At 60.6% G+C, this 23,783-nt stretch carries 25 protein-coding genes; 14 read left to right on the top strand and 11 right to left on the bottom strand.

Features of this window, described 5'->3' with window-relative positions; translation table 11 throughout:
* Positions 1-48: 48 nt before the first annotated feature.
* Entirely contained in the window at positions 49-1,392 is a 1,344-nt protein-coding gene (locus ACKZ62_RS05845) for an imelysin family protein (RefSeq protein WP_032890991.1), read from the top strand.
* A 258-nt stretch (positions 1,393-1,650) separates the two neighbouring features.
* Positions 1,651-3,105, top strand: a complete 1,455-nt coding sequence (locus ACKZ62_RS05840; RefSeq protein ID WP_032890990.1) for a TrkH family potassium uptake protein — start codon at positions 1,651-1,653, stop codon at positions 3,103-3,105.
* On the opposite strand, the gene ACKZ62_RS05835 is transcribed toward ACKZ62_RS05840, so the two are convergent.
* On the bottom strand, positions 3,062-4,120 hold the full coding sequence (locus ACKZ62_RS05835) for an AraC family transcriptional regulator (protein WP_447096426.1): 1,059 nt from the start codon (positions 4,118-4,120) through the stop codon (positions 3,062-3,064). The genes ACKZ62_RS05840 and ACKZ62_RS05835 overlap by 44 nt on opposite strands.
* 162 nt (positions 4,121-4,282) lie before the next feature.
* On the opposite strand from ACKZ62_RS05835, the gene ACKZ62_RS05830 reads away from it, so the two are divergent.
* From ACKZ62_RS05830 to ACKZ62_RS05820, 3 genes are all read left to right on the top strand, one after another.
* Positions 4,283-4,594, top strand: a complete 312-nt coding sequence (locus ACKZ62_RS05830; protein WP_032890988.1) for an Mpo1-like protein — start codon at positions 4,283-4,285, stop codon at positions 4,592-4,594.
* Positions 4,595-4,957: 363 nt separating this feature from the next.
* On the top strand, positions 4,958-5,140 hold the full coding sequence (locus ACKZ62_RS05825) for a hypothetical protein (RefSeq protein WP_032890986.1): 183 nt from the start codon (positions 4,958-4,960) through the stop codon (positions 5,138-5,140).
* A 105-nt stretch (positions 5,141-5,245) separates the two neighbouring features.
* On the top strand, positions 5,246-6,442 hold the full coding sequence (locus ACKZ62_RS05820; protein WP_447096425.1) for an MFS transporter: 1,197 nt from the start codon (positions 5,246-5,248) through the stop codon (positions 6,440-6,442).
* Here the strand turns inward: ACKZ62_RS05820 and arfB are convergent.
* Both arfB and ACKZ62_RS05810 read right to left on the bottom strand, forming a co-directional pair.
* On the bottom strand, positions 6,439-6,852 hold the full coding sequence (gene arfB / locus ACKZ62_RS05815) for an alternative ribosome rescue aminoacyl-tRNA hydrolase ArfB (RefSeq protein WP_095185741.1): 414 nt from the start codon (positions 6,850-6,852) through the stop codon (positions 6,439-6,441). The two genes, ACKZ62_RS05820 and arfB, sit on opposite strands and share 4 nt — an antisense overlap.
* Positions 6,853-7,031: 179 nt before the next feature.
* Positions 7,032-8,450: an amino acid permease gene (locus tag ACKZ62_RS05810; RefSeq protein ID WP_099602783.1), complete on the bottom strand. Its 1,419-nt coding sequence runs from the start codon at positions 8,448-8,450 to the stop codon at positions 7,032-7,034.
* 636 nt (positions 8,451-9,086) lie between these two features.
* On the opposite strand from ACKZ62_RS05810, the gene ACKZ62_RS05805 reads away from it, so the two are divergent.
* Both ACKZ62_RS05805 and ACKZ62_RS05800 read left to right on the top strand, forming a co-directional pair.
* Entirely contained in the window at positions 9,087-9,224 is a 138-nt protein-coding gene (locus ACKZ62_RS05805; RefSeq protein WP_003175756.1) for a hypothetical protein, read from the top strand.
* Positions 9,225-9,294: 70 nt separating this feature from the next.
* A complete protein-coding gene (locus ACKZ62_RS05800; RefSeq protein ID WP_122756146.1) occupies positions 9,295-10,254 on the top strand; it encodes a M29 family metallopeptidase in 960 nt (319 codons plus the stop codon).
* Positions 10,255-10,380: 126 nt separating this feature from the next.
* On the opposite strand, the gene ACKZ62_RS05795 is transcribed toward ACKZ62_RS05800, so the two are convergent.
* From ACKZ62_RS05795 to ACKZ62_RS05765, 7 genes are all read right to left on the bottom strand, one after another.
* Entirely contained in the window at positions 10,381-11,310 is a 930-nt protein-coding gene (locus tag ACKZ62_RS05795) for a tyrosinase family protein (RefSeq protein WP_081797857.1), read from the bottom strand.
* Positions 11,311-11,511: 201 nt separating this feature from the next.
* The gene (rluB, locus tag ACKZ62_RS05790; RefSeq protein WP_032890980.1) at positions 11,512-12,723 is read right to left on the bottom strand and encodes a 23S rRNA pseudouridine(2605) synthase RluB; all 1,212 of its coding nucleotides are present in this window, start codon (positions 12,721-12,723) and stop codon (positions 11,512-11,514) included.
* A gap of 144 nt (positions 12,724-12,867) precedes the next feature.
* The gene (locus tag ACKZ62_RS05785) at positions 12,868-13,059 is read right to left on the bottom strand and encodes a DUF1289 domain-containing protein (RefSeq protein WP_095185745.1); all 192 of its coding nucleotides are present in this window, start codon (positions 13,057-13,059) and stop codon (positions 12,868-12,870) included.
* Positions 13,060-13,086: 27 nt separating this feature from the next.
* Positions 13,087-14,013: an SMC-Scp complex subunit ScpB gene (gene scpB / locus ACKZ62_RS05780; protein WP_032890978.1), complete on the bottom strand. Its 927-nt coding sequence runs from the start codon at positions 14,011-14,013 to the stop codon at positions 13,087-13,089.
* A gap of 12 nt (positions 14,014-14,025) precedes the next feature.
* Positions 14,026-14,724, bottom strand: a complete 699-nt coding sequence (locus tag ACKZ62_RS05775; RefSeq protein WP_177326464.1) for a segregation and condensation protein A — start codon at positions 14,722-14,724, stop codon at positions 14,026-14,028.
* Positions 14,725-14,844: 120 nt separating this feature from the next.
* Positions 14,845-15,474 (bottom strand): L-threonylcarbamoyladenylate synthase, encoded by a 630-nt coding sequence (locus tag ACKZ62_RS05770; RefSeq protein ID WP_015885581.1) that lies wholly within the window; start codon positions 15,472-15,474, stop codon positions 14,845-14,847.
* Between the two features lie 13 nt (positions 15,475-15,487).
* The gene (locus tag ACKZ62_RS05765) at positions 15,488-16,351 is read right to left on the bottom strand and encodes a PHP domain-containing protein (RefSeq protein WP_032890975.1); all 864 of its coding nucleotides are present in this window, start codon (positions 16,349-16,351) and stop codon (positions 15,488-15,490) included.
* An 87-nt stretch (positions 16,352-16,438) separates the two neighbouring features.
* On the opposite strand from ACKZ62_RS05765, the gene ACKZ62_RS05760 reads away from it, so the two are divergent.
* The 7 genes from ACKZ62_RS05760 to ACKZ62_RS05730 all read left to right on the top strand — a co-directional run bounded on the left by ACKZ62_RS05760 (position 16,439) and on the right by ACKZ62_RS05730 (position 21,926).
* Positions 16,439-17,035 carry a septation protein A gene (locus ACKZ62_RS05760; RefSeq protein WP_032890974.1) on the top strand — a complete coding sequence of 199 codons (597 nt, stop codon included), beginning with the start codon at positions 16,439-16,441 and terminating at the stop codon, positions 17,033-17,035.
* A 1-nt stretch (position 17,036) separates the two neighbouring features.
* The gene (locus ACKZ62_RS05755) at positions 17,037-17,336 is read left to right on the top strand and encodes a YciI family protein (protein ID WP_027605568.1); all 300 of its coding nucleotides are present in this window, start codon (positions 17,037-17,039) and stop codon (positions 17,334-17,336) included.
* A 106-nt stretch (positions 17,337-17,442) separates the two neighbouring features.
* Positions 17,443-17,850 carry an SH3 domain-containing protein gene (locus ACKZ62_RS05750; protein ID WP_032890973.1) on the top strand — a complete coding sequence of 136 codons (408 nt, stop codon included), beginning with the start codon at positions 17,443-17,445 and terminating at the stop codon, positions 17,848-17,850.
* Between the two features lie 7 nt (positions 17,851-17,857).
* On the top strand, positions 17,858-18,535 hold the full coding sequence (locus ACKZ62_RS05745) for a response regulator transcription factor (RefSeq protein ID WP_032890972.1): 678 nt from the start codon (positions 17,858-17,860) through the stop codon (positions 18,533-18,535).
* Between the two features lie 124 nt (positions 18,536-18,659).
* Positions 18,660-19,124: an LTXXQ domain protein gene (locus ACKZ62_RS05740; protein WP_032890971.1), complete on the top strand. Its 465-nt coding sequence runs from the start codon at positions 18,660-18,662 to the stop codon at positions 19,122-19,124.
* A 68-nt stretch (positions 19,125-19,192) separates the two neighbouring features.
* On the top strand, positions 19,193-20,536 hold the full coding sequence (locus tag ACKZ62_RS05735; RefSeq protein ID WP_095185748.1) for a sensor histidine kinase: 1,344 nt from the start codon (positions 19,193-19,195) through the stop codon (positions 20,534-20,536).
* Positions 20,537-20,576: 40 nt separating this feature from the next.
* On the top strand, positions 20,577-21,926 hold the full coding sequence (locus tag ACKZ62_RS05730) for a CoA transferase (RefSeq protein WP_447096424.1): 1,350 nt from the start codon (positions 20,577-20,579) through the stop codon (positions 21,924-21,926).
* A 369-nt stretch (positions 21,927-22,295) separates the two neighbouring features.
* Here ACKZ62_RS05730 and arcD read toward each other — a convergent pair whose 3' ends face one another.
* Positions 22,296-23,723, bottom strand: a complete 1,428-nt coding sequence (gene arcD, locus ACKZ62_RS05725; protein ID WP_032890967.1) for an arginine-ornithine antiporter — start codon at positions 23,721-23,723, stop codon at positions 22,296-22,298.
* Between the last annotated feature and the right edge of the window lie 60 nt (positions 23,724-23,783).

Here is a 23,783-nt window from a genome sequence, read left to right as displayed (position 1 = left end):
TTGCGCGCCCCCGCGTGCCCTATTAACAACCGAAGCAGGATGTTCGCCATGATTCGTATGCCCCTGGCCACCGCCAGTCTGCTGGCCATTGCCATTTCTCTCGCCGGTTGCGGCGAAGGTAAAGACAAGGCCGCAGCGCCCCAGGCGCCGACCCCGGCCGCCAGCACCACCGCTCCAGCGGCTGCCACTCCTGCCGGTCAGGTCGACGAAGCGGCTGCCAAGGCCGTTGTCGCGCATTACGCCGATATGGTCTTCGCGGTGTACAGCGATGCCGAATCCACCGCAAAAACCCTGCAAACCGCGATCGACGCCTTCCTCGCCAAGCCCAACGACGAAACCCTGAAAGCCGCCCGTGCCGCTTGGGTTGCAGCGCGCGTGCCGTACCTGCAGAGCGAAGTGTTTCGCTTCGGCAACACCATCATTGATGATTGGGAAGGTCAGGTTAACGCCTGGCCCCTGGACGAAGGCCTGATCGACTACGTCGACAAATCCTACGAGCACGCCCTGGGTAACCCAGGCGCCACTGCCAACATCATCGCCAACACCGAGATCCAGGTCGGCGAAGACAAGATCGACGTGAAGGACATCACCCCGGAAAAACTCGCCAGTCTCAACGAGCTGGGTGGTTCCGAAGCCAACGTCGCCACCGGCTACCACGCCATCGAATTCCTGCTCTGGGGCCAAGACCTGAACGGCACCGGCCCTGGCGCCGGCAACCGTCCTGCCTCGGACTACCTGACTGGCGATGGCGCCACTGGCGGCCACAACGAGCGTCGTCGTGCCTACCTCAGCGCCGTGACCCAATTGCTGGTCAGCGACCTGCAGGAAATGGTCGGCAACTGGAAACCCAACGTCGAAGACAACTACCGCGCCACCCTGGAGGCAGAACCTGCCACCGACGGCCTGCGCAAAATGCTGTTCGGCATGGGCAGCCTGTCCCTGGGCGAGCTGGCCGGTGAGCGCATGAAGGTTTCCCTGGAAGCCAACTCGCCGGAAGACGAACACGATTGCTTCAGCGATAACACCCACAACTCGCAGTTCTACGACGCCAAGGGCATCCGCAACGTCTACTTGGGCGAATACACCCGCGTCGACGGCACCAAGATGACCGGCGCGAGCCTGTCGTCCCTGGTAGCCAAGGCCGATCCGGCTGCCGACACCGCTCTGAAGGCCGACCTGGCTGCGACCGAAGCCAAGATGCAGGTCATCGTTGATCATGCCAACAAGGGTGAGCACTACGACCAGTTGATCGCGGCCGGCAACGACGCAGGCAACCAAATCGTGCGCGACGCGATTGCTTCGCTGGTCAAGCAGACCGGTTCGATCGAAGCCGCAGCGGGCAAGCTGGGCATCAGCGACCTGAACCCGGATAACGCTGATCACGAGTTCTGATCAGTGCCGTGTTGAATGAGGCGACCTTCGGGTCGCCTTTTTTTTACCTGCCTTTCACAGCAGTACCACCACCCAGGAACCGATGCGAGAGGGGGCTTGCCCCCGATAGCGCTGGTTCAGCAGATATTTCCTTCGCTGACGCACCGCCATCGGGGGCAAGCCCCCTCCCTCATTTGATTTGCGTCGCTTTCAAGGCCCGGTTTACATGCCCTGCACCCTAGGTAGAATGACGCCTCTGCCCTATTTCGAGCTCATTTCATGGCGTTGCCGACCCTACGCATCATCGGTTTCATCATCGGCATCTTCCTGATCACCCTCGCGATCGCCATGGTCGTGCCCATGGCCACCCTGGTGATCTTCGAACGCACCAGCGACCTGCCCTCGTTCCTGTGGGCCAGCCTCATCACCTTTATCGCCGGCCTTGCCCTTGTAATCCCCGGTCGCCCCGAGCACGTGCACCTGCGCCCGCGGGACATGTACCTGCTCACGGTCACCAGTTGGGTGGTGGTGTGTGTATTCGCCGCGCTGCCGTTTTTGCTGACCCAGCACATCAGCTACACCGACTCGTTTTTCGAAAGCATGTCCGGCATTACTGCCACCGGTTCTACGGTGCTCAGCGGGCTGGACAGTATGTCGCCGGGCATCCTGATGTGGCGTTCGCTGCTGCACTGGCTAGGCGGTATCGGCTTTATCGGCATGGCGGTAGCGATCCTGCCGCTGCTGCGCATTGGCGGCATGCGCCTGTTCCAGACCGAGTCCTCGGATCGTTCGGAAAAGGTTATGCCCCGCTCACACATGGTGGCGCGGCTGATTGTGGCGGCGTATGTAGGCATCACCATCCTCGGCAGCCTGGCGTTCTGGTGGGCCGGCATGGGCCTGTTTGACGCGATCAACCATGCGATGTCGGCGATTTCCACCGGTGGGTTCTCTACCTCCGACGAATCCCTGGCCCACTGGAAACAACCGGCGGTGCATTGGGTCGCGGTGGTGGTGATGATCCTCGGCAGCCTGCCATTCACCCTGTACGTCGCCACTTTACGCGGCAACCGCCGGGCGCTGCTCAGGGACCAGCAGGTACAGGGCTTGCTCGGTTTGCTGGTAGTGACCTGGCTGGTGCTCGGCACCTGGTACTGGTGGACCACCAACCTGCACTGGCTGGATGCACTGCGGCACGTGGCGTTGAACGTCACCTCAGTCGTCACGACCACCGGCTTTGCGCTGGGGGACTACAGCCTGTGGGGCAACTTCTCACTGATGTTGTTCTTCTACCTGGGCTTTATCGGTGGCTGTTCAGGTTCCACCGCCGGTGGGATCAAGATCTTCCGCTTCCAGGTCGCCTATATCCTCCTCAAGGCCAACTTGAACCAGCTGATTCACCCGCGCGCGGTGATCAAGCAGAAGTACAACGGCCACCGTCTCGACGAAGAGATCGTGCGCTCGATCCTGACCTTCTCGTTTTTCTTTGCCATCACCATCTGCGCTATCGCGTTAGCCCTGTCGCTCCTGGGCCTGGACTGGATGACCGCACTCACCGGCGCCGCCAGTACCGTCTCCGGCGTCGGCCCCGGCCTTGGGGAAACGATCGGCCCGGCGGGCAACTTCTCCAGCCTGCCGGATGCGGCCAAGTGGATCCTGTCCCTGGGCATGCTGCTGGGCCGGCTGGAGATCATCACAGTCTTTGTTCTGTGCATCCCGGCGTTCTGGCGTCACTGACGGTCGACGTGTCTTGCAACCGCGCACGGTATTCGCCGGGCGTGGTATCGAACCAGCGGCGAAACGCGCGAAAGAAGTTGCTCGGATCGGCAAAGCCCAGCAGGTAGGCAATCTCCAGCAGCGTCATGCTCGGCTGTGCCAGGTATTGCTCGGCGAGTTCGCGGCGGGTGTCGTCGAGCAGGGTCTGGAAACTCGTGCCCTCCTCCTGCAGACGCCGCTGCAAGGTGCGCTGGGACAGGTGCAACGTCTGGGCCACCACTTCACGCTTGGGTTCGCCTTGGGGCAGCAAACGACACAGCACTTGCCTCGCCTTGTGGGTCACGCGGCTCTCGGAAAAGCGCGCCAGGTATTCACCGGCAAAACGGTCGTGCAACAACGCCATCGCCTCGTTGGCCGTCGGCAGCGGTGCGTCCATGTCGGCGCGTTCGAAAATCAACGCGTCATAGGGCGCGTTGAACTCCAATGGTGCATGGAAAGCTTGCTTATAAGGCTCCAGATCCGCCGGTTGTTCACCTTGCAACATGACTTTGCGCGGCTGCAAGGTACGGCCGGTCAGCCAGCCGCATAGTGCCAATGCACAGGCCAGAGAGGCTTCGGCACTTTGCCTTGTGGGCGGCAGATGATCGCCATGCACCGTCAGAATCAGCGCATAGCCTTCGGGCAGCAGTCGGAAACTCAAGTCGGCGCTTTCGGCAATGATCCGCTGGTAACGCACCAGCCGCATGAACCCCTCGGCCAGGGTGTTACTGGACATCAACGCATAACCCGCCACATGAAACGACGCCGGGCGCACTACCTTGCCCATGTTCAGGCCAATCGCGGGGTTGCCCGACAGCTCGACCGCCCGTTGCCACAGGCGCGTCATGGAGTCTTGCGGGAACCGAGCATCGGGGTCATTGAGGGCGGCGTAGTCAAGGCCCAGTTGCTTGAACAGGGCGCGGCAATCCAGACCTTCCATTTCCAGTGCCTTGACTATCCCCATCGCCCAGCTTGCAGAAGTTGTTCGTTCGCTCATGGCGTCTTCTTAATAAAGCAGGCTCATAACGGCAGCCAGGAATCCAAGGATACTAAAGTGGCATCTAATGTCACTGGCTGTTACCACTGATCACTCTAGACTCAAATAAGCTCCCCGCCGAACATCTGTTGGGCGGCACAACAATCAAAAGGGCCGGTCACCGTGGAAAACGTCAAGCGATTCAATAGCTTCGCCGAGTTTTACCCTTACTATTTGGCCGAACATGCCAACAGCACCTGCCGTCGCCTGCACTTTATCGGCACCACCCTCGTGATCGGTATTTTGGCCTATGCCATTGGCAGGGGGTCGTTAGGCCTATTGCTGGCAGTGCCGATTGCCGGCTACAGCTTTGCCTGGATCGGACACTTCTTCTTCGAAAAGAACCGCCCGGCAACCTTTCAGCACCCGTTTTACAGCCTGCTGGGAGATTTTGTGATGTACCGCGACATGATCCTGGGCAAGGTGCCGTTCTGAACGGTGTGACCTCTTGTCACTTGCGTAAAGCCATAAAGGTTCGTGCATCCGCCGATATAAAAGTCTTTTTGTCATTTACAGTGCTGTATCCTGCCAAAGCTTTTTGAGAGCGCGGAATCACCTGCGATTGAAAAAACAGACCTTGCGAGGAGCGACGACGATGCACGAGATACCTAATCTCCCCTTCCCAAGCCTGCACGAAACTGAGCAGCCAACACCGCAGCAGGCCAGCGCGAAGCAGCCTGAGGCCAAAGAAGCAAAACCAGTCGACAGCAAAAGCCAGGACTGACGCCGTACCAGACCGTGTGGAAAGCGCAGCTTTGAGCGCTTTCCACACTGCCTGAATCCTCCGAGATCCCCGCCATGACCGATACCCTCCCCAATACCCCGGACACCGCCGTACTCGACGCCGCCTTGCAGATGGTCGAGGTGTGGAACCGCCTCAGCGCGGACAAGCAAGCCGTACTGCTCAAGCGCTTCGGTACCCAGGAAAACGCCTTGGCTGCTCTGGTCACCACCCAATTACTGGCCCCGACCAAAACCTGACGTCTTTTTGATCTGACGTTTTTGCGTTTTACCGCCCTGCACACGTCAAAGCACCGGTATCATTAGCAGCCTATCTTTACCTGCTGCGACAGTGGACCTCTCCCCATGCCAGATACCCAGCGCCCCATGGCGGTCACGCTGCAAGTTGTTTCCATCGTGTTGTTCACCTTTATCGGCTACCTGAATATCGGTATCCCCCTGGCCGTGTTGCCGGGCTATGTCCACAGTGAGTTGGGCTATGGCGCGGTGATCGCAGGGCTGGTGATCAGCGTGCAATACCTGGCCACCCTGCTGAGCCGTCCTTACGCGGGCAAAATCATCGATAACCTGGGTAGCAAGCGCGCGGTGCTGATCGGCCTGGCGGGCTGCGGCCTGAGTGGCGTGTTCATGTTGCTCGCTGCGTGGTTTTCAAACCTGCCGGCTGTCAGCCTGGGCAGCCTGCTCGTCGGTCGATTGGTACTGGGCAGCGCAGAAAGCCTGGTGGGGTCTGGCGCCATCGGCTGGGGCATCGGCCGAGTTGGCGCGGCGAATACGGCCAAGGTCATCTCCTGGAACGGAATTGCCAGCTATGGCGCGCTGGCCGTCGGCGCGCCGCTGGGCGTAATGCTGGTGAAGAATTTCGGGCTGTGGAGCATGGGCGTCAGCATTATCCTGCTGGCCGTCGTCGGCCTGTTGCTGGCCTGGAACAAGGTTGCCGCGCCGATCGTGGCCGGTGTGCGCTTACCGTTCATGAACGTGCTGGGCCGCGTATTTCCCCACGGCTGCGCGCTGGCTTTGGGGTCCATCGGCTTTGGCACCATCGCCACCTTCATCACCTTGTATTACACCACTCAGCACTGGGATAACGCGGTGTGGGCCCTGAGCCTGTTTGGCGCCAGTTTTATCGGCGCACGGCTACTGTTCGGGAATTTGATCAACCGCATCGGCGGCTTTCGCGTGGCGATTGCGTGCCTGTCAGTAGAGATCCTCGGCCTGCTGTTGCTGTGGCTGGCGCCTGACGCCAACCTGGCCTTGGCCGGCGCGGCATTGAGCGGGTTCGGGTTTTCCCTGGTGTTTCCGGCACTGGGGGTGGAAGCGGTCAACCTGGTGCCCGCGTCCAGCCGCGGTTCGGCGGTGGGCGCCTACTCGCTGTTTATCGACCTGTCCCTAGGCATCACCGGTCCGTTGGCCGGGGCCGTGGCGGCAGGCTTCGGTTTTGCGTCGATCTTCCTGTTCGCCGCCCTCGCCGCCCTCGGTGGCTTGCTGCTGAGCGTGTACCTCTACCGGCAAGCACCCCTGGCCCGCGAGGCACGCGGCGACTAAAAGTCGACCTTGCCACGCCCCGCCTTGATGCTGCCGCGCTTGGTCTTGGATTCCAGGCGCCGCTTCTTCGAACCCAGGGTAGGCTTGGTCGGCCGGCGCTTTTTCTCCACCTTGGTGGCGCTGAGGATCAATTCCACCAGACGTTCCAACGCATCGGCACGGTTCTGTTCCTGCGTGCGATATTGCTGGGCCTTGAGTATCAGCACCCCTTCGCTGGTGATCCGGCTGTCGCGCAGCGCCAGCAACCGCTCCTTGTAGAACTCCGGCAACGACGACCCCGGAATGTCAAAACGCAGGTGCACCGCGCTCGACACCTTGTTGACGTTCTGCCCACCCGCGCCCTGGGCACGGATGGCGGTCAGCTCGATCTCGGCGTCGGGCAGGTGCACGTTGTTGGAAATAACCAGCATCAATCAAAAACCTTACGAAACGGACAAGCCCTACTCGGACAACAACATCGACGCCTGGGCTTTGGAAATCACGGCGCCTTTGAACAGTTTGGCATCATTGAGACGAAATCCGCTCAAATCACCGCCCAGCCAACAAAAAACCCGGCAAAGCGCCGGGTTTCCTGTTTATGCGAGCGGGCTTACTTCAGCGCACTTGCCGCAGTCAGCGCCGCTTCGGCACTGCGCTTGTTCTTGATCCAGTAACACACCGCCATAAACGCCACCCACACCGGGATCGCATACACAGACACCTGAATCCCCGGAATCATCAGCATGATGACCAGGATAAACACCACGAACGCCAGACACACATAGTTGCCATACGGGTACCACAGCGCCTTGAACAGCGGCACTTGGCCGGTGCGGTTCATGTGCTGGCGGAACTTGAAGTGGGAGAAGCTGATCATCGCCCAGTTGATTACCAGCGTGGCCACAACCAGGGACATCAGCAGTTCCAGGGCATGTTGCGGGATGAAGTAATTCATCAGCACGGCCACCAGGGTCACGGCCGCCGAGGCAAGGATGGATCGCACCGGTACACCGCGTTTGTCGATCTTGGCCAGGGCCTTGGGTGCATCGCCCTGCTCGGCCATGCCCAGTAGCATGCGGCTGTTGCAGTAAGTGCCGCTGTTGTACACCGACAACGCTGCGGTCAAGACCACGAAGTTGAGGATGTGCGCGGCGGTGTTGCTGCCCAACATCGAGAACACCTGCACGAACGGGCTGCCGCTGTAGGCATCGCCGGACGCATTAAGGGTCGCCAGCAGGCTGTCCCATGGCGTCAGCGACAACAGCACCACCAAGGCGCCGATGTAGAAAATCAGGATGCGGTAGATCACCTGATTGATCGCCTTGGGGATCACAGTGCGTGGCTGATCGGCCTCGGCGGCGGTGAAGCCGAGCATTTCCAGGCCGCCAAAGGAGAACATGATGATCGCCATTGCCATCACCAAGCCACCCACGCCATGGGGGAAGAACCCGCCGTGTTCCCACAGGTTGCTCACCGAGGCTTGCGGGCCGCCGCTGCCGCTGACCAGCAGATAGCTGCCCAAGGCGATCATGCCGACGATCGCCACTACCTTGATGATGGCGAACCAGAACTCGGCTTCACCGAAGACTTTGACGTTGGCCAGGTTGATCAGGTTGATCAACACGAAGAACGCCGCTGCCGAGACCCACGTCGGGATCTCCGGCCACCAGTAGTGCACGTATTTTCCGACGGCGGTCAGCTCGGACATGCCCACCAGGATGTACAGAATCCAGCAGTTCCAACCCGACAGGAAGCCGGCGAAACCGCCCCAGTACTTGTGGGCAAAGTGGCTGAAGGAACCGGCGACCGGCTCTTCGACGATCATTTCGCCGAGTTGGCGCATGATCATGAAGGCGATGAAGCCGCAGATGGCATAGCCCAGGATCATCGACGGGCCGGCGGACTTGAGCACCCCGGCCGAGCCGAGGAACAAGCCGGTGCCGATGGCGCCACCGAGGGCGATCAACTGGATGTGCCGATTTTTCAGGCCGCGTTTCAGCTCGCCTGAAGAGGAATTGGGTCCACTCATGAAAAGGGTCTCACGCAAGGTTTGATGATGTGAATGCACGTGGCTGACTTGAATTCCGCCTCAAGCAGCGCCGCTCAAACCCCAGCGAAGGCACCAGGAGTACAGCGTCTTTCTAACGGTCATGCGTCACCTGTTTGTTTTTATCTGTGACGAAATCGAACCCGCCAGGCTCGTGGCCAGGCGGAATGATCAGGGTCGGCAAACCCCGAGGTCTTGGCCTTTTGCGGGTTACGCAAAGGGGGTCACAGTAAAACGCGGCGCATTGTACACCGCTCGACAGCTTACGCCCGCCCCCGAACGGTGCGTGCGACGATCTGTCAGGGATTCCTTACAGCCTTGAGTCGACCAACAACGCCGAGACTTACTCGTAAACTAATCGTTACATAGCGGAAACACTGCGTTACAGCTGTCATCTTTGGAAAAATTGGCGGTAAGAAATTTCCGCGCAAAAAGCGCTGGCAGCTCACTGTATTTCCTCAGAAAAAACGCCCGCTAAAAAAATAGAAGAAAAAATCCAAATGAAACCGTGTCAATAAATATTTTGCATTAAACAACAGGGTCTCCTAGGTTCATTCCACTTGCCAGCGACACCCGTTGGCAGGCCGTTCTCAAACACCGTCCTCTAGGAGATACACCATGCAAGCACTGGAAAACGACCTGGAAACCGAACTGCAACTCGACGACTGGTTTGAAGCGCCGACCCATGAGGCCGCCGTAGAAATGATGCAAGCTGATGCCGTAGTGCCATTTGGCACCGCGATGTGGCCTTTCTAACCGGCAGGCATCCGGCAGGTGCTGTGCACGGCGCCTGCCCCCTTACCCAAGGCACACAAGGACAGACGTCATGGACAAGGCCCGCGCCGTTGAACACTTTCTCTACTACCTCGCCCACCACCCGGCCCTCAGCGGCCTGAACTGCCCAAACGTACTGCTGGGCCATACTGAGCGCTACGATGCCATCGCCCAAGCCATCAACCACAGCAACGCCGCACGCTTCAACTTCCAGGTGCAGCGCCTGGACCTGACCGCCAGCGACACCCTGGCCGAGGCTATTGAAGGCTGTGACCTGTATCTGTTTCTGTACGATTCCTCGACCCTGCCCAACCCTCGCGCCGAAGGCCCTGACTTTATCCGTGCCCTGCAGGGTGTGATGGCTGAACACTGGAAGAAGTCCTTGCTGTTCAAGGATTACGGTGACTACTTCTACGACACCTTCAGCGTCGAACCGCAACGCATTGCCGACCTCAACGCCACGCTGATCCGACGCATGGGCCAGGCCACTGTGCTGAGCTTTACCGACAAGCACGGCTCACGCCTTGAGGCGCCGCTGAGCAGCATCAAGAAGTGGACCAATATCAACGGCGTGGGCAACCACGACCTTGCCCCCGGTGAGATCGCCACCCACAGCGAGGCCATCAACGGGCAGGTACGGTTTGTCGGCACCTTTCTCAGCACCATCCCGTTCGCGCGCAAATACGGCGTGCTGCAATCACCGCTGGAGCTGTGGATTGAGAATTCGACCGTCTGCAGCGTGGCCAGCGATGTGCCCGGGCTGGTGGATGACTTCAACAAATACTTGAACGCCAACCCGTCCAATCGTCGGGTGGAGGAATTGGGAATTGGCACCAATGAAGGGGTGAAAGACTTGTATGCGCGCAATGCCGGGTTCGAGGAGCGCCACTGTGGACTGCACTTGGGTCTGGGTGGAGGGCAGAAAGGCAGCCATCACTTGGACCTGATCTTCGCCAGTGGGGTGCTGGCACTGGATGACAAGCCCGTGTTCGATGGCACCTTTGCGTTCTAACGATATTCCCAGTATGGGTTTGCTCGCGAGGCCGTATGACAACGCCTGTGTAAAGCGCCTGACACACCGTCTGCGCGAGCAAGCCTGCTGCTGTTTTCTTGATCGATCAGGTGTGTCAGAGGAAAGTCACACGTTCTGCGAGCCCATCTCGCATGTCGTCAGCGTCGGCGAGCCGAGGGATGCGGGTACTGAGGTGAACAGACCGTAGGTGTAATCCAGACTCTCAGTCGTGATCACGCTGTCAACAGTCCAGGTCTCCGGCCAAGGAGCGGGATTGTTCGGAGCATGGAAGACCAGTGTGGCCTGACGGTCCAGCCCAGGCATATCCGATACCGGATAATAGGGCAAAGAGGTGGGATGCTGACGCTTCCAGCGCTCCCACAACAGGTCAAGGTAACAGTGGTGCAGGAAAAACACCGGATCGTTGGGTGAGGACGGCATCGACATGTTACCGCCCACCCAGCGATGCACAGGGTCATGCAGCACGCCTTCACAGAAATTGCCCCAACTGTCCGGCCCCGGGGCATACGGCGTCTTGGCCAGCGCATCCAGCACTTGTTCGGAGTTCGGCAGATGCGCGCCGGGCCCTGCGCCCAGTTCGCGGCGCAAGCCCTTATCCCCCTCCGGAACCCCTTGGCGAATTTCAAAGCGCCCGTCCTGATAAGCGAATGGGCCCGACGTTACACGCTGGGCTTGAGCACTGTCGCCATCGCCGCCCAAAAAGCCAGGTGTGAATGGATTGCTTGAGCCCTCCATCGACCAGTCCCAGAATGGCAGGGTGACGCTGGTATCGTTAACCGCGCTTTGCAGATCCCGCTCGAATTGACGCAGGAATACGCGGTGCCAAGGGAAAAACAGCGGCGAGCGGTGCGGCATCGGCGTGAAAGCCTCCGGGCCGTCGAAGGCGTTGCTGTGAACCTGTACGTAATCGTCATAGCGCATTTGCTGTCCGGGACGCAGGACACTTTGGACGTCGTTTTTCAGCAGCAGGATGGCCTGGATAAAAAGGGCTTTCTGTTCACGGGTCATGTAGCGGTGATTGATGCGGATATCCATGGTCGTCGCCTCGTGGCATAAGTGAGTGCAGGGCTCAATCTAGTGCCGCGGTGGTGAACGCCGGTGGTAACTGTTTAGCCCACACCGCACACCATCACTCGACGAATAACGATCCGGTGAAACGCTCCAGGCGCAAATCCCGCCGCAAAAAAAAACGCCAACTTCAACAGTTGGCGTTTTTTTTATGCAGCGCTTATTGCATCACTGCGGCTTCTTGCGACCAAACCCCGGACGCTGACCCGAACCCGCTGGAGCGCCACGGCGCTTGCCCGACGGCTCGTCCGCGACCAGTTTCGGGCCGGGACGCTTGTTCGCCGCCGGCTTGGCTGGACGCTTGGTGCTGGCGTTGTCGGCCGGGCGATCCGTTTCGCCACGGTTGCTGCGACCACCGGCCGGCGCAGGACGCGGTGCACGCGGTGCGCGCTCGCCTTCCTGACGCGATGGGGCCGTTGGACGACGCTCACCTTCAATATGCGGCTGACGGGAGATACGCCCGCCGGTCGCCGGAGCATCCAGCGCCGGGCGCACAGTGCGCGCCACGCGCTCGGCACGTGCCACAGGACGCGACGATTTACGCTGCATGCGCTCAAGCTTGTCTTTGCTCTTGGCGTTCATCTGCGGCATGGCAACTGGCGTCAGGCCCACTTCGGCGCTGAGGATGTCGACTTCGTACTGGCTCATTTCGCGCCAGCGGCCCATCGGCAGGTCGGAGTTCAGGAACACCGGACCAAAACGCACGCGCTTCAGGCGGCTGACCACCAGGCCCTGGGATTCCCACAGGCGACGTACTTCACGGTTACGGCCTTCCATCACCACGCAGTGGTACCAGTGGTTGAAACCTTCACCACCTGGAGCCTGCTTGATGTCGGTGAACTTGGCCGGGCCGTCTTCGAGGACGACGCCAGCTTTCAAGCGCTCGATCATCTCGTCATCGACTTCGCCACGTACACGTACCGCGTATTCACGGTCCATCTCGTAGGACGGGTGCATCAGGCGGTTGGCCAGTTCACCGTCGGTGGTGAACATCAGCAAGCCGGTGGTGTTGATGTCCAGACGACCGATGTTGATCCAGCGGCCTTCTTTAGGCTTAGGCATTTTGTCGAACACGGTCGGACGGCCTTCCGGGTCGTCACGGGTGCAGATCTCGCCGTCGGGCTTGTTGTACATGATCACGCGGCGCACCGATTCGGCGGCCTCTTCACGCTTGATGACTTTGCCATCAATGGTGATTGCATCGTGCAGATCGACGCGCTGACCGAGGGTAGCCTCGACGCCGTTGACCTTGATGCGCTTCTGAGTGATCCAGGCTTCGACGTCGCGGCGCGAGCCCACGCCGATACGCGCCAGCACCTTTTGCAGCTTTTCGCCTGCAGGGCCGATTTCCTGGCTGTCGTTCTGGTCTTTATCGTTCATCTTAAGCACCTCCCGGTGGGTCGATTCAGGCGTGGCCTGAAGAGTGTTGAAAGCGGGGCTTTGGCCGAATAGGTCGGCAAAGGGTCGCGAATCATACGCGTAAGGCGCGCGTTGCGCATCAGAGACTAGTCGATATGCGCCAAGTCATTTGTTTTTCCGCCGACCGGTGGCGCCCAAGGCCAACAAACGCAGTTCGGCTTCGGCCAGGACAGTGCGCTTGTCGGTCTTGTCGAGTTTCTTCCAGGCACGGATTTCGCGTTTGCTGCGACCGCACCCGACGCAGATCTCATCGCTGAATTTGCAGACGCTGATGCAAGGGTCTTTGGTTGAACTCATGTCTTCTCACATCCCGCATTGACCGCATCAGTCTTCGAATTCGCGGCGTTCCGCCTCAATAGCTTCGGCCAATGCACGGGCTTCGTCTTCTTCATCGCTCAGCGGCGGCGGTTCGAGAGCGGCAACGGCAGCCAGGAGTTTCTCGCGGGCTTCAGCCACTCCAAGGATATCTTCCTCAGGTTCAGCTTCGACTTCAGGCTCAACTTCAACGTTCACTTCGGCTTCAGGCTCAGCCGCACCATCACGCAGCAAATCATCGAAGTCGGTCTTGATCCCCTGCTCCATGTCGTCCAGTTCCAGCAAAAGGGTGTGGAAACTGGTTTCGTCTTTCGGTTCTTCAGGCTCGGCCGTGGCATCGGCAAGTTCCTGCAAACCTGGCGGCACTGGGGCGTCGTCGAAGTCCAGCACCGGCTCGGCTTCCATCTCACGCAATTCGGCCAGCGGCGGCAGGTCGTCGAGGTTTTTCAGGTTGAAGTGGTCGAGGAACACCTTAGTAGTGGCGAACATCGCCGGTTTGCCCGGCACGTCGCGGTAGCCGACAATGCGGATCCACTCGCGCTCCAGCAACGTCTTGACGATATGGCTGTTGACCGCCACGCCCCGCACATCTTCGATTTCACCCCGAGTAATCGGCTGGCGATAGGCGATCAGCGCCATGGTCTCCAACATCGCCCGTGAATAACGCTGCGGGCGTTCTTCCCATAGGCGGCCAACCCACGGGGAAAATTTCTCACGAATTTGCAGGCGATAACCCGACGCCACTTCGCGCAGTTCAAACGCGCGGCCTTCACAGGACTTGCGCAAGATCTCCAGCGCTTTCTTGAACACCGGCGGCTCAGGGCGCTCAGCCTCTTCAAACAGTTCGAACAGGCGCTCCAGGGATTGCGGTTTACCCGAGGCCAGGAGAAAGGCTTCCAGCAACGGCGCCAGTTCGCGGGGTTCAGTCAGATTCATCGATTCAGCTCTTTATTCGGCTCGCGCCCGCACGTGGATAGCCGCAAAAGGCTCATTCTGGACCAGCTCGACCAAGGATTCCTTGACCAATTCGAGGATCGCCATAAAGGTCACCACCACCCCCAGTCGCCCTTCTTCTTTAGTGAACAGCTCGACAAACGGCACAAAGCCACCGCCCTTGAGGCGCTCCAGCACATCGCTCATGCGTTCGCGAGTAGACAGGGCCTCGCGGCTGACCTGGTGGTGTTCAAACATATCGCCCCGGCGCAGTACCTCGGCCATGGACATCAGCAACTCTTCCAGGCTTACGTCCGGCAGCAGCTTGCGTGCGCGAGCTTCGGGAGCATCCAGCTTGGGCACCACCACGTCGCGGCCCACGCGGCTCAGACCGTCGATGCCTTCGGCGGCCGCCTTGAAGCGCTCGTACTCTTGCAGGCGACGGATCAGTTCGGCGCGCGGGTCGTCCTCTTCGGCTTCCACCGTCTCCGAACGCGGCAACAGCATGCGCGATTTGATCTCGGCCAGCATGGCGGCCATCACCAGATACTCGGCTGCCAGCTCCAGGCGCACCGACTGCATCAATTCGACATAACCCATGTACTGCCGGGTGATTTCCGCCACCGGGATGTCGAGGATGTTGATGTTCTGCTTGCGGATCAGGTACAGCAACAAATCCAGCGGGCCTTCGAAGGCGTCAAGGAAGACTTCCAGGGCGTCCGGCGGAATGTACAGATCCAGGGGCATTTCCAGCACGGCCTGGCCGTACACCATCGCAAACGGCAGCTCCTGCTGCGCACCTGCCTGGGGGTCGACGGTTTCCACTGACGACATTCAGGCCTCGACCATAAAGGGCGCCGGATCGCCACAACCCACACGGATCACTTCAGGTTCGCCGTCGGCCAGGTTGATCACGGTGGAGGCTTTGCCGCCGCCGAAGCCGCCATCGATGATCAGGTCTACCTGCTTTTCCAGCAATTGGCGCATTTCGTACGGGTCTTCCAGCGGCTCGGTGTCGCCGGGCATGATCAACGAAACGCTCATCAGCGGTTCACCCAGCTCCGCCAGCAACGCCAGGGCAATCGGGTGCTCCGGCACACGCAGGCCGATGGTGCGCTTTTTGGGATGCAGCAGAAGGCGCGGCACTTCGCGTGTGGCGTTGAGAATGAAGGTGTAAGGCCCCGGCGTGTGGGCCTTGAGCAGGCGGAAAGTACCGGTATCGACCTTGGCGAACAGCCCCAGTTGGGACAGATCGCTGCAGATCAGTGCAAAGTTATGCTTGTCGTCCAGCTGACGCAGGCGCCGCACACGTTCGACCGCGCCCTTGTCACCGATCTGACAACCGATGGCGTAGGACGAATCTGTTGGGTAGATCACCACGCCGCCGGCGCGAATAATCTCCACGGCCTGTTTAATCAGGCGCGCCTGGGGATTTTCCGGATGAATCTGGAAGAATTGACTCACGAGCTCTACCTGTTCAGACGGTGGCAACAATGGGGTCATGCTTGAATCGCCCCCACAAAAGCGGCAAATCTTCCGGGATCGCGCGGTACTCGCCGATCTCGGACCAGCCGCCTGGGCCATGAAAGTCACTGCCGGCACTGACCAGCAGACCAAATTCGCGGGCAAGAATCGCCAGGCTGCCGACCTGTTCGGCGGGTTGATGCCCGTTGACCACTTCGATTGCGTGGCCACCCGCTCCAATATAGTCGCTGATCAGCTTGCGGCGCTTGCTGCGAGTGAAATCGTAATGCCAGGGATGCGCCAGGCTGACCCAGGCCCCGGAGGCCCGCAGGGTCTCGACGGTGTCTTCAAGGGTCGGCCAATGTTGCTTCACATCGCCCAACTTGCCGGCGCCCAGCCATTTGCGAAAAGCCTCGGCGCGGTCTTTAACAAAACCTTCACGCACCATCCAATCGGCAAAGTGCGGACGGGCCGGCGCATTGCCGCTGTCGCCCAGCTCCTGCTGGATCGCGCGGGCGCCGTCGAGGGCATTAGGCATGCCTTTGAGGGCCAGCTTGCGGCTTATTTCTTCGGACCGCAGCCAGCGGCCATCGTGCAATTGCGCGATAGCCTCCATCAACGGCGCGGCGTTTTGATCGAAACCATAACCGAGCACGTGAATGGTGGCCCCGCCCCAGGTGCAGGACAATTCAACACCGTTGACCAGTTGCATGCCCAACGAGTGGGCGGTTGCGCGCGCTTCGTCAAGACCTTCAAGGGTGTCGTGGTCGGTCAACGCCAGGACTCGCACGCCTTTTTCAAACGCACGCGCAACCAGTACCGCAGGCGCCAGGGCGCCGTCGGAGGCCGTGCTGTGGCAGTGCAAATCAACATTCACGGGAGTGTGTAACCTCAAGTCAGCTGGCGCTTTCGCAACCAAGGATGTTTGTTATTATGCCGCCACATCCAGCTTCTGGCTCTTACTGTGAAACAATTCATCGACTTCATCCCGCTGTTGCTGTTCTTCATCGTTTACAAACTCGACCCTCGGGTCATCGATCTGGCCGGCCACGAGCTCACCTTCGGCGGCATCTACAGCGCCACCGCTGTGCTGATCATCAGCTCTGTCGTGGTCTACGGCGCTATCTTCATCTCCCAGCGCAAACTGGAAAAAAGCCAATGGCTGACCCTGGTCGCGTGCCTGGTCTTCGGCAGCCTGACCCTGGCCTTCCACAGCGAAACCTTTCTTAAATGGAAAGCCCCGGTGGTGAACTGGCTGTTTGCCCTGGCGTTTATCGGCAGCCACTTCATCGGCGACCGCCTGCTCATCAAGCGAATCATGGGCCACGCGCTCACCCTGCCAGAACCGGTCTGGACGCGCCTGAACATCGCCTGGATCGTGTTTTTCATCTTCTGCGGCGCCGCCAACCTGTTCGTGGCCTTTACCTTCCAGGATTACTGGGTCGACTTCAAAGTGTTCGGCAGCCTGGGCATGACCGTGTTGTTCCTGGTCGCCCAGGGCATTTATCTGTCGCGCCACCTGCATGATGCCGAGACCACTACGCCGAAAACCGAGGACTGACATGCTCTACGCAATCATTGCTACTGACGTTGCCAACTCGCTGGAAAAACGCCTTTCCGTTCGCCCGGCACACGTCGAGCGCCTCAAAGTGCTGCAAGCCGAAGGCCGCATCGTACTGGCCGGCCCGCACCCGGCCGTAGACAGCAACGACCCAGGCGACGCTGGCTTCACCGGTAGCCTGATCGTCGCCGAGTTCGCCTCCCTGGCCGATGCTCAGGCCTGGGCGAAGGCTGATCCTTATGTCGCGGCGGGCGTTTACGCCGATGTCGTGATCAAGCCGTTCAAACAAGTCCTGCCTTAACCCAAGCTGCGCCGAACCGATTGCGTTCGGCGCGCTGCTTATTACTCATTATTCTCGATAACCTGCCGACAACGTTCTGAATATTCGTGTGGAATCAGGAGTTCCGATGCGCTTACGTCAGTTTTGTCTGTTGGCAGTGTTAACAATCGGGGCTACGGCCCACGCTGAAGAAACCTCGAACACCGGCAGTTCCACGCCCTTGTCCTTGAGTGCCGGCAGCCAGATCAGCGAGCTGCAGCAACGTTTGAAAGAAAGCGAACGGCAGCGTGAAGCACTGACCAAACAACTGCAAAGCGCGGATGCTACGCGCGAAAGCGCCCAATTGAGTCGCCTTCGCCAAGAGAACCAAAAGCTGGCCCAGCAACTCAAAGATTCACAGGGCGGTACCTTAAGCCGATGGCTGACCGAGCAACAGCAGTGGTTTGTCACCGGCGGGGCCGTCGCACTGATCGCCTTGCTGTGCGGGATCTTCGCCAGCGGGGGGCACCGTCGCCGTCGACAATGGCTAAATTGAGTGAGTCATGAGCGAGCTGTTACTGATAGATGATGACCAGGAGCTCTGCGAGCTGCTGACCAGTTGGTTGAGCCAGGAAGGCTTTCAGGTGCATGCCTGCCACGATGGCTTGAGCGCGCGCAAGGCCTTGGCCGACAGTGCTCCGGCAGCGGTCGTGCTCGACGTAATGCTGCCAGACGGCAGCGGCCTGGAGCTGCTCAAGCAATTGCGCAACGATCACCCGGAGCTGCCGGTGCTGATGCTATCGGCCCGGGGCGAACCCTTGGACCGCATCCTCGGTCTGGAACTGGGTGCCGACGATTACCTCGCCAAGCCCTGCGACCCCCGTGAACTGACCGCCCGCCTGCGCGCGGTATTACGCCGCAGCCACCCGGCCGCCGTGTCCAGCCAGCTTGAGCTGGGCGACCTGTGTTTCAGCCCGGTGCGTGGCGTGGTCAGCATCGATGAACAGGAATTTACCCTCACCGTCTCCGAAAGCCGCCTGCTGGAAGCTTTGCTGCGCCAGCCCGGCGAGCCCTTGGACAAGCAGGAACTGGCGCAGATCGCCCTGGGCCGCAAGTTGACCCTGTACGACCGCAGCCTGGACATGCACGTGAGCAACCTGCGCAAAAAGATCGGCCCGCACCCGGACGGACGTCCACGGATCGTGGCGTTGCGCAGCCGAGGCTATTACTACGCCCCCTGAAAGTTTTGTCAGTTAGCACAAAATCGTCTTTACCCAAGCTTTACGCTCCCCTGACTGCCGCTGACCTTGATCTGGGTAACCTACTCACATCCGGACTCACCGGAATAGAGACAGGAGAATCACCATGCGCAAGACCCTTATCGCTTTGATGTTCGCCGCTGCCCTGCCAACCGTTGCCATGGCCGCGATGCCCGAAGGCCCAGGCCCGATGGGCGGTCCTGAAGGCCACATGATGGGCGGCCCGGGCCACGGCGGTGAACACGGTCCGCGTGGCAAAGGCGGCCCTTTCAGCCAACTGGACCTGAGCAAGGAACAGCGCCAGCAGATCGGCAAGCTGATGGGCGACCAATGGCACGCTCGCAAAGACCTGACCAAAAAGTACCTGGACAAACTCCCGGCCGCTGACCAGAAAGCCATGCAGGATGAAATCGCCGCCGGCAAGCAGAAAACGCAGGCCGATATCCGTGCCGTGCTCAAACCTGACCAGCAGAAGAAGTTTGACGAGATCGTCAAGAAGCAGGAACAGCGTCGAGCCGAATGGAAGGAATTCCAGGCCTGGAAAGCGCAACAGCCGCAAAAAGCGCAATAATGCTCCCGCGTTAAAGCTCCCAGCCCAGTGGCTCCCGCCACTGGGCTTTTCCTGTTTGAGGGTTTCCTGTGCGTTCATTGTTCTGGCGCATCCTGGCCAGTTTCTGGCTGGCCATCGCCTTGGTTGCCGGGTTGTCGATCTTGCTTGGGCATATGCTCAATCAAGACGCCTGGATTCTCAGCCGGCACCCTGGCCTCAAAAACCTGGCCGAAGAGTGGACCCAACTCTACGAAACCCAGGGCGAAGATGCTGCCCAGGAATTGCTGCAACAGCGCAAGCGCCAGTATCACCTCGACGTGCAAGTGCTGAACGAAAGCGGCGAGCCAGTGGTGCGTGGCACCTTCCCGCGCCGCGCCGCCGCCTTTGAAGCCCGACAGAACGACAGCAAGGAAGGCCACCTTCCCTGGCGCCGTCTGACCGCCGAGTACACCAGCGAGAAAACCGGCGACACGTACCTGCTGATCTACCGCATCGCCCACCCGGAGCTCGACGAATGGCACCGCAGCAGCCTGACGTGGCCATTGAGCGCATTGGCCATTGCCCTAGTGGTGCTGACCCTGTTCAGCCTGTTCGTCACCTTATCCATCACCCGCCCGCTGAGCCGCCTGCGCGGTGCGGTGCATGACCTTGGCCAGGCCACCTACCAGCAAAACAGCTTGGCGCGCCTGGCCAATCGGCGTGATGAGTTCGGTGTACTCGCCACTGACTTCAACCGCATGGGCGCGCGCTTGCAAAGCCTGATCGGCAGCCAGCGCCAGTTGCTGCGCGATGTGTCCCACGAACTGCGCTCGCCCCTGGCCCGCCTGCGGATCGCGCTGGCCCTGGCCGAACGCGCCGGGCCCGAAGAACGAGAAAAACTCTGGCCGCGCCTGACTCGCGAATGCGACCGCCTGGAAGCCTTGATCAGCGAGATCCTGGTACTGGCACGCGTCGATGCCGACAACGCCAGCGCTGAGGATGTCGACCTCAACCCCCTGCTCAAGACCCTGCAAAAAGACGCCCAGCTCGGCGCGCCAGACCAAGTGGTCCAACTGGCCAGCGAACATGACCTGCAGCTCAAGGGCTGGCCGACCATGATCGAACGCGCCGTCGACAACCTGCTGCGCAATGCCCAACGGTTCAACCCGCCAGGCCAGGCGATCGAGTTACGGGCGCAGCGCCACGGCGAGCGCATCCTGATCAGCGTGCGCGACCATGGCCCCGGTGTTGACGCCGAACACCTGAGCCAACTGGGCGAGCCGTTCTACCGCGCGCCCGGCCAGACTGCCCAAGGCCACGGCCTGGGCTTGGCGATTGCGCGGCGTGCAGCCGAACGCCATGGCGGCAGCCTGATCCTGGCCAATCATCCTGACGGCGGCTTTATCGCCAGCATCGACCTGCCGTTGGAACCAGGGGTTGCAACGCCGGTGTGATGATCTTCTATAGTGGCCCTTCTCTTACGGAGGGCCTTCGATGACTGACCTGCTGACTCCCATCCAAGCCGCACTCGATCTACCCCACACCCCGCTGACCTTCACCGAGGCTGGCGCCCTGCCCTCGACCTACGCCGTCACCGAACTGGCCAGTGCCAGCATCGGCGCCGCCGGGCAGGCCGTCGCACAACTGATCCAGCAACAGACCGGGCGCTTGCCCAGCGTGAGTGTGGACCGGCGCCTCGCCTCGTTCTGGTTTTCTTCCTCGATCCGCCCGATAGGCTGGCAAGTGCCGCCACTGTGGGACCCGGTAGCCGGCGACTACGCCAGCGCCGATGGCTGGATTCGCCTGCACACCAACGCGCCCCATCACCGCGCAGCCGCCGAACGGGTGCTGGGCAAGGTCGCCGACCGCGCCGAGATGGCCGGCAAGGTCGCTGCGTGGAACGCCGCCGAACTGGAACAGGCGATTGTCGACCAAGGTGGCTGCGCGGCGCAGATGCGTGCGTGGCGCGCCTGGCAGCGACATCCGCAAGGGTTGGCGGTGAACGCCGAGGCGTTGGTCCAACGCCGGACTTTCGAAACCACAACCGACAAACCCTGGCTCGGTTCGGCGGCACGCCCGCTGGCCGGCCTCAAGGTGCTGGACCTGACCCGCGTATTGGCCGGCCCCGTGGCCAGTCGTTTTCTTGCCGGCCTCGGCGCGGATGTACTGCGCATCGACTCCCCCACCTGGAACGAACCCGGCGTGGTCCCGGAAATGACCTTGGGCAAACGCTGCGCGCGCCTGGACCTGAAAACGCCCGAAGGCCGGATGATGTTCGAGCGTTTGCTCAAGGACGCCGACATCCTGCTCCACGGTTACCGCGCTGACGCCCTGGAGCACCTGGGCTACACCGCCCCAGAACTGCAACACATCGCCCCCGGCCTGATTGACGTCAGCCTAAACGCCTACGGCTGGAGCGGCCCGTGGCGAAATCGTCGGGGCTTCGACAGCCTTGTGCAGATGAGCAGCGGGATCGCCGAGGCGGGCATGCTCTGGAAACACGCGGATAAACCGGTGCCGCTGCCGTTGCAGGCGCTGGATCACGCGACCGGGTACCTCATGGCGGCCAGTGCGATTCAGGCGCTGGACGAACGATTGCAGTCCGGGCGCGGTGGTTCGGCGCGGTTGTCGTTGGCGCGCACCGCGACGTTACTGGTGGAAGCAGGCCAGGCTCCGGAGCAACCGGCGTTGCGAGAGGAAGAACCTGGAGATCAAGGCCTGGTCGTGGAACAAACCGCCTGGGGCCAGGCCCACCGGCTGCTGCCCCCGCTGACCATCGTCGGTACGCCATTGCAATGGGATTTGCCGGCTGGAGAGTTGGGCTCGCACAGGCCGCAATGGTGACTTGACCGCCGCTATGGGGAGCAAGCCCTGAGTCTTGCATAAACCATTTCAGACGAGCGCATTCCTGTGGCGAGCGGGCTTGTCCTAATGCCAGTCAGTTAAAGAGGACCACTGTAACTGTGGCGAGCGGGCTTGCCCCGCGTTGGGCTGCGAAGCAGCCCCAAAACCAGGCGCAGAAGAGTGCCTGATACACCGCATTCGTCTTAATCAGGGGCGCTTCCCCCCCAACACGGGGCAAGCCAGCTCGCCCGTTTGCTGCGCGACAGCGCTACGTCGAAAAGGTAGTGGGACCTCCCACATTTTGAATATGTTCACCCATCAAAATGTGGGAGGGGGCTTGCTCCCGATGAGGCCAGCACCGTCCCCCCACTACAACGACAACACCCCGCTGTACAACCCATACGCCGCCAGCCCTGCACCGGCGATCACGCAGCTGAAAATGCCCTTCTCAACATGGGTAAACAACGGCTGGCCCTGTTCGCGCTTGGCCAGGGCGAACAGGATCACGCCCGGCGCATACAGCAGCGCCGACAGCAGCAGGTATTTCAGCCCCCCCGCGTAGAGCAGCCACAGGGCGTAGCCCAGGGCGATCAACCCCACCAGCAGGTCCTTGATGCGATGGCGGTGGGCACCTTCATAGGTTTCTCCCCGCCCGCTCAACAGCACGGCATACGCCGCCGACCACAGGTACGGCACCAGAATCATCGACGACGCCAGGTAAATCAGCGTGGTGTAAGTGCTGTGGGAAAACAGCGTGATCACCAGAAAAATCTGGATCATCACATTGGTCAGCCACAAGGCATTGACCGGCACCTGGTTGGCGTTTTCCTTCTTCAAGAACGCCGGCATGGTCTTGTCGTGAGCCGTGGCGTAGAGGATTTCCGCGCAGAGTAACGCCCAGGACAGCAATGCACCCAACAGCGACACCGCGAGGCCCAGGCTGATCAGCAGGGCGCCCCAAGGGCCGACAATATGCTCCAGCACGCCCGCCAGGGAGGGGTTTTGCAGGCTGGCCAGCTCTGGCTGGCTCATGATCCCAAGGGACAGCACATTTACCAGCGCCAACAGCGCCAGCACGCCAAGAAAGCCAATCACCGTGGCGCGCCCGACATCCGAGCGCTTCTCGGCCCGCGCCGAATAGACGCTGGCGCCTTCGATGCCGATAAACACGAACACCGTGACCAGCATCATGTTGCGCACCTGATCCACCACGCTGCCGAGCTGCGGGTTGCCCAAGCCCCAGATGTCACGGGTGAAGATATCGGCTTTAAAGGCCACGGCCGCGATCACGATAAACATCAGCAGCGGCACGATCTTCGCCACGGTAGTGATCTGGTTGATGAATGCCGCCTCCTTGATCCCACGCATGACCAGGAAATGCACCGCCCACAGCAACAGCGATGCGCAGCCGATGGCAACCGGCGTATTGCCCTGGCCGAATACCGGAAAAAAGTAGCCAAGGGTACTGAACAGCAACACGAAGTAACCGACGTTGCCCATCCAGGCACTGATCCAATAGCCCCAAGCCGACGAAAACCCCATGTAATCGCCAAAACCGGCCTTGGCGTAGGCATACACCCCTGAATCCAACTCGGGTTTGCGATTGGCCAGGGTCTGGAACACAAACGCGAGGGTCAACATGCCGACGGCGGTGATCGCCCAGCCGATCAATACCGCGCCCACCTCGGCACGGGCGGCCATGTTTTGCGGCAGGGAAAAGATCCCGCCGCCGATCATCGACCCCACCACCAAGGCGATCAGGGCGCTGAGTCGAAGTTTCTGGGCCGGTTGAGACATGAACACTCCTGACTGAAAGACCGAGTTGAGCTGACAACTGAGCACTCAACTAATTAAATC

It is taken from the genome of Pseudomonas sivasensis (genome assembly GCF_052938085.1).
Note: the sequence above shows the minus strand (reverse complement) of the source record. Positions and strands in the feature narration are given on the sequence as shown.

What these genes read in the sequence shown, in the direction of transcription:
- ACKZ62_RS05845 (WP_032890991.1), top strand. Translation starts at nt 49, where the DNA reads ATGATTCGTATGCCCCTGGCCACCGCCAGTCTGCTGGCCATTGCCATT.
- ACKZ62_RS05840 (WP_032890990.1), top strand. Translation starts at nt 1,651, where the DNA reads ATGGCGTTGCCGACCCTACGCATCATCGGTTTCATCATCGGCATCTTC.
- ACKZ62_RS05835 (WP_447096426.1), bottom strand. Translation starts at nt 4,120, where the DNA reads ATGAGCGAACGAACAACTTCTGCAAGCTGGGCGATGGGGATAGTCAAG.
- ACKZ62_RS05825 (WP_032890986.1), top strand. Translation starts at nt 4,958, where the DNA reads ATGACCGATACCCTCCCCAATACCCCGGACACCGCCGTACTCGACGCC.
- ACKZ62_RS05820 (WP_447096425.1), top strand. Translation starts at nt 5,246, where the DNA reads ATGCCAGATACCCAGCGCCCCATGGCGGTCACGCTGCAAGTTGTTTCC.
- arfB (WP_095185741.1), bottom strand. Translation starts at nt 6,852, where the DNA reads ATGCTGGTTATTTCCAACAACGTGCACCTGCCCGACGCCGAGATCGAG.
- ACKZ62_RS05810 (WP_099602783.1), bottom strand. Translation starts at nt 8,450, where the DNA reads ATGAGTGGACCCAATTCCTCTTCAGGCGAGCTGAAACGCGGCCTGAAA.
- ACKZ62_RS05805 (WP_003175756.1), top strand. Translation starts at nt 9,087, where the DNA reads ATGCAAGCACTGGAAAACGACCTGGAAACCGAACTGCAACTCGACGAC.
- ACKZ62_RS05800 (WP_122756146.1), top strand. Translation starts at nt 9,295, where the DNA reads ATGGACAAGGCCCGCGCCGTTGAACACTTTCTCTACTACCTCGCCCAC.
- ACKZ62_RS05795 (WP_081797857.1), bottom strand. Translation starts at nt 11,310, where the DNA reads ATGGATATCCGCATCAATCACCGCTACATGACCCGTGAACAGAAAGCC.
- rluB (WP_032890980.1), bottom strand. Translation starts at nt 12,723, where the DNA reads ATGAACGATAAAGACCAGAACGACAGCCAGGAAATCGGCCCTGCAGGC.
- ACKZ62_RS05785 (WP_095185745.1), bottom strand. Translation starts at nt 13,059, where the DNA reads ATGAGTTCAACCAAAGACCCTTGCATCAGCGTCTGCAAATTCAGCGAT.
- scpB (WP_032890978.1), bottom strand. Translation starts at nt 14,013, where the DNA reads ATGAATCTGACTGAACCCCGCGAACTGGCGCCGTTGCTGGAAGCCTTT.
- ACKZ62_RS05755 (WP_027605568.1), top strand. Translation starts at nt 17,037, where the DNA reads ATGCTCTACGCAATCATTGCTACTGACGTTGCCAACTCGCTGGAAAAA.
- ACKZ62_RS05750 (WP_032890973.1), top strand. Translation starts at nt 17,443, where the DNA reads ATGCGCTTACGTCAGTTTTGTCTGTTGGCAGTGTTAACAATCGGGGCT.
- ACKZ62_RS05745 (WP_032890972.1), top strand. Translation starts at nt 17,858, where the DNA reads ATGAGCGAGCTGTTACTGATAGATGATGACCAGGAGCTCTGCGAGCTG.
- ACKZ62_RS05740 (WP_032890971.1), top strand. Translation starts at nt 18,660, where the DNA reads ATGCGCAAGACCCTTATCGCTTTGATGTTCGCCGCTGCCCTGCCAACC.
- ACKZ62_RS05730 (WP_447096424.1), top strand. Translation starts at nt 20,577, where the DNA reads ATGACTGACCTGCTGACTCCCATCCAAGCCGCACTCGATCTACCCCAC.
- arcD (WP_032890967.1), bottom strand. Translation starts at nt 23,723, where the DNA reads ATGTCTCAACCGGCCCAGAAACTTCGACTCAGCGCCCTGATCGCCTTG.